The organism is Rhodosalinus sediminis (genome assembly GCF_003385555.1).
Taxonomy (GTDB): Bacteria; Pseudomonadota; Alphaproteobacteria; order Rhodobacterales; family Rhodobacteraceae; genus Rhodosalinus; species Rhodosalinus sediminis.
In genome coordinates, this window is the sequence record NZ_QOHR01000055.1 from 1 (window position 1) to 3,370 (window position 3,370).

A 3,370-nucleotide genomic window follows, 5' to 3' on the forward strand; every position below is an offset into this window, starting at 1 on the left:
CCGGTCGCGATAGGCCGACGGCGTGACGCCGCTATGGCGCTTGAAGATGCAGCGGAAGAAGGCGACATCCTCGTATCCGACCGAAAGCCCAACCTGCTCGATCGACGGCGCTCCATCCTCGAGCATCTTCCGCGCGGCGGCGACGCGCAGCATCTGCTGGTACACCCCCGGCATTTGGCCCGTGGCCTCATTGAACCGACGCACGAAGTTGCGTCGGCTCATGCCCGCCAGGTCTGCGAGTTCCTCTACCGGGACGTCGCGGCCGAAGTGTCTGCTGAGATGATGCTCGGCATTTCGAACCTTTTCGTCGTCGTGCGGCCGCGCCAGAGGCAGCAGGGCATAGCCGGACTGGCTCGGTCGCGGCATGTCGAGAAGCAGCGCCTTGGAACACTCGATCGCAACCTCGCGGCCGCAGAGCCGCTCGACCAGGTGCAGGCTCAGGTCGCTGGCGGCATTGACACCGCCACTGCAATAGAGGCCCGCGTCCTCGGTGATGAGCAGGTCGGTCTCCCAGTACACGTCGGGGTATCGCCGCCGGAAGCTCTCGGCGACGCCCCAATGTGTCGTGGCCCTGCGACCATCGAGCAGGCCAGCCTCGGCCAGAAATGCGACGCCGGAACACACTCCGGCGATCCGCGTGCCGCTTCGATACCGCTCCGCCAGCCAGGGCGGGATTGCGGCGTGGCGGGCCATCCATTCGTCCGGAACCGGGCCAGAGGCGGAGACCATGATCAGGTCGACCGGCCCGAGATCCGCGATGGCCCGGTCGGGCGCGATGTTCAGTCCATAGGCGCTTTGAACCGGCGTGCCGTCGATCGACGCCGTGGTGACGCGGAACCGCGGCTCGGAATCGGCGCCGCACATCTCGTTCCACATCGTTCCCGCGGCACAGAAGACCTCGATCGGGCCGACGGCTGTCGAGGCATAGCCTTCGTTGACCAGAACGACCGCGACATCCAGCTTGTCGTGTCTCTCCGTCATGGCCGCAACACTGCCATTTCGGGGCGGGGATTTCACCCCGCTGCGTGCCCGTCTGGCGCGATCCTCCCCGCTTTCCGTCCGGATCGCCGGGTACCCGTCCGGACGGTCCGACACCATTCTCGGAGCATCGACGCAAGGGAAAGGAGGAAGAGATGGATCTCTACATCATCCGCCGTCACGGCATCTGGTCGAACGAAGACGAACTCGCGGCGACCAACGAGAAATCGCTCCAGGTCGGCGAGGATATGAAGGACCGGCTTCGCTGGATCCGCAGCTACGCGGTGACAGAGGAAGACGGCCGGATCGGGTCTGTCTGCATCTACGAGGCCAGCGACCGCGAAGCCATCCGTGAACATGGGCAGCGCATCGGCGCGCCGACCGAAGACGTGCACTTGGCCCGCGGCACCGCAGTGAAGCGGGACGATCCCGAGCCGGTCACCATTGTATGAAAGGGGTTCCCTTGCGTTTCTCCGCGAGGGAATTCAAGCTTTTTGTCCCCGCGACATGCCCGCGCCGAGCGTGATGCAGCAACAAACAGGTGAAGCGGCGTTCGCCTCCAATCGCTCACGAATGTTGCAGTCGCAACGGACCGAACTCCAATCTACCACACACTGCCACGAAAGACCGCGTCTGTGGAGTTGCGCCGCGTCATAGGCATGTTGATGAACGGTGGCCAAGGGGCGGTCGCGACAAAGCCCGTCCCGCTGCATCAACGAACACTCCCTGGCACTTAGGGGTCAGTGCGGGCTCTTCGCGACGGTCGCCTGCCAGCGCTGGCTGGGTAACCGCCGCCCCAGCAGGACGGCGGCTTGATCGAGTCGTTTGGTTGGCCCGTTCAGCCCTCGGCGATCTTGTACGCCCGCCCTCTGCCCTCGACCTTCGCAGAGGTGATGGTCAGGCCGAGCTTCTTTTTCAGCGCGCCGGACATGGCGCCCCTGGCGGTGTGAGCTTGCCAGTCGAGTGCTGCCACGATCTCGTCGATGGTCGCACCTTCGGGTGCGCGGAGCATCTCGATCAGTTTCGCCTGCTTCGTGCCCGCGCGCGGTGTGCCCGCCCTGGGCGCGGGATCGGCTTCGGCGGGGGCGTCCTGCGGGGGCTCCGCGCTCGGCGCCCCGTCGGCGCCCGTGGGCGCGTTGTCGGCGTCCTCCGGCTCGACGCCGATGGCGGCGAGGCCCGCGTCGGTGACGTGCAGGAGGATGCCGCGGCCGTCCCCGTCGTTACGCCAGATGCGGTTGAGCGCGGCGTCGGCCCTGGTCTGGCTGTCGGTCAACGATTCGGCGATCAACCCGCGCTTCAGCAGAGCGCCCACCACCTTGGCGGCGGCGCCACCGCGGAGGGAGCCGGGGAGCGGCAGGACGTTGCGGTCCGCGCGCTGCGCGGCGGCGGCGAGGATCACGAGCTGGGTGTCGGAAAACTTGGTCATCTGGGGTCTCCGGTTTCGGGGCCGCGACCGTCGCGACCCTCCTACGACCCGTTCGCCCGACTTACGCGGCCCCACTGGGGCCACGGTTCGGGCTCACCGCGCAACGGCGCGGCGGGAGTTCCGGCGGGGCCGGAGGTCAGATCAGGCCGAGTTCGCGCAGAAGCGTGGCAGCGGCGGGCAGTCGATCCGTCGTCACGTCGATGGCGATGGTCATGCTGTCGGCGGTGAGGCGTGCGGGAATGTCCGCCTCCTCGCGGAGCGCGGCCCCGATCTCGTCGAGGACGACGGGGATGCGGCTGGCATCCCAAGGCTCGTTCAGGCTGCGGATGGCTATGCGGATGGTGCTGGTTTCCATGGTGCGCGCTCCCGTCACTCGGCGTGTTCGCCCTCGCCGAAGGCGCTGTCGGTGATGCGCTTCAGCAGGCTTGCGTAGTGTTCGAGGGTGCCGACCATCGCCCAGCCCGCCTCGTCGGGGGCGCAGTTGAAGTGGTCGTCGCTGAGTGCCTGCAGTCGGGCGAGCATCTCGTCGATCTCGGTTTTCTTGCCGATGAAGGCGGCGAGTGCCGCTTCCTTGTTCCGGCGCGCCTTCTCGGCGCGAAGCTGGTGGCGCGGCGTGGTGATCGGGTTCAGGCGGGTCGTCATCGTCTTGGCTCCGTGCGCTGAGTTGCATCGTCCTTGTGGATCCAGGTTCGCTCTGGCGCGGAGGCTTATCAACTCAATAAGCACATGATTTCGAATGATAATCGGAGCGCGGCATGGAGGGTCTGAGCGAGCGCCAGTACGCTGCCCGGGTCGGCCTCTCGCGTGGCGCGATCCAGAAGGCCAAGGCCGCCGGCCGCCTCGTGCTGCACGCAGACGGGAGCATCGACGCCGATGCCAGCGACGCGCGCCGGGCCGAGACCACGGACCCGTCGAAGACCCGCAAGCCGCCCCAGCTGAGCCGCAAGCCCGTGCCGGAGGCGGCCG

General features: G+C 67.2%; 5 protein-coding genes and 1 pseudogene. 2 read left to right on the top strand and 4 right to left on the bottom strand.

The genetic code is table 11. The annotated features are described in order from the left end of the window. A partial coding sequence (locus DRV84_RS14915) for a GlxA family transcriptional regulator (protein ID WP_115982099.1) occupies nucleotides 1–981 on the bottom strand: 981 nt, incomplete at its 3' end. A gap of 152 nt (nucleotides 982–1,133) precedes the next feature. Between DRV84_RS14915 and DRV84_RS14920 the strand changes: the two genes are divergently transcribed. Next, nucleotides 1,134–1,430: a nickel-binding protein gene (locus DRV84_RS14920; RefSeq protein WP_115982101.1), complete on the top strand. Its 297-nt coding sequence runs from the start codon at nucleotides 1,134–1,136 to the stop codon at nucleotides 1,428–1,430. 386 nt (nucleotides 1,431–1,816) lie between these two features. Here DRV84_RS14920 and DRV84_RS14925 read toward each other — a convergent pair whose 3' ends face one another. The 3 genes from DRV84_RS14925 to DRV84_RS14935 form a co-directional block, all read right to left on the bottom strand. Beyond that, entirely contained in the window at nucleotides 1,817–2,404 is a 588-nt protein-coding gene (locus DRV84_RS14925; protein ID WP_115982103.1) for a DUF3489 domain-containing protein, read from the bottom strand. Nucleotides 2,405–2,540: 136 nt separating this feature from the next. Then, nucleotides 2,541–2,759, bottom strand: coding sequence for a hypothetical protein (locus DRV84_RS14930; protein ID WP_115982104.1), 219 nt, complete (start codon nucleotides 2,757–2,759; stop codon nucleotides 2,541–2,543). A gap of 14 nt (nucleotides 2,760–2,773) precedes the next feature. Next, nucleotides 2,774–3,046, bottom strand: a complete 273-nt coding sequence (locus DRV84_RS14935; protein WP_115982106.1) for a hypothetical protein — start codon at nucleotides 3,044–3,046, stop codon at nucleotides 2,774–2,776. A 113-nt stretch (nucleotides 3,047–3,159) separates the two neighbouring features. On the opposite strand from DRV84_RS14935, the pseudogene DRV84_RS14940 reads away from it, so the two are divergent. Next, nucleotides 3,160–3,370 (top strand): annotated as a pseudogene (locus DRV84_RS14940) (hypothetical protein); the annotation flags it as partial.